General features: G+C 63.9%; 1 protein-coding gene. It reads right to left on the bottom strand.

The window, feature by feature from the left end; genetic code table 11:
* Positions 1 to 446, bottom strand: a 446-nt coding sequence (locus J5M56_RS25455) for a hypothetical protein (protein WP_207938118.1), incomplete at both ends; no start/stop codon positions are given.

The following is a 446-nucleotide window of genomic DNA, read 5'->3' as shown; positions in this document are numbered from 1 at the left end:
CAAATGGTCAGGCTGGCGAGGTTCAGATCCGACTGCACCGCCGGCGCGAAGAGTTTGCCCAGCGCATCGAGGGTGGCCCGCGCGGCAGGATCCTCCATCAGCGGCAAGTCGATCATCTGCTCGATACTGCGCCCGCGCAGCCTGGTCCAGACCTGCTGATATTCGTCGCGCACCTGAATATCGTCCGGACGCGCTGGCCAATCGATGCCGACCTGACGCAGAAAGGCCAGACACACCGTCACCGCCCGGTCACTGCGATCGAGCAGCAAGTAGACATCCATCTGCATGCACGCCACCGCCGCGCGCTCGACGGTGGTCACGGCGCGCTCGGCCAATGTCGCCAGGCGCGAGTCGGCAAGCTGCAGTTGGCCGGTGAGAAATTCGCACTCGGCACGGTTCAGCTCCAGAGCGAAACCCAGTTCATGCCGACTGTCATAACCCTGCTC

The sequence above is a fragment of the Pseudomonas sp. 51_B genome, from assembly GCF_017491595.1.
Lineage (GTDB): Bacteria > Pseudomonadota > Gammaproteobacteria > Pseudomonadales > Pseudomonadaceae > Aquipseudomonas > Aquipseudomonas promysalinigenes.
This window is presented reverse-complemented; position numbering and strand designations above follow the sequence as displayed.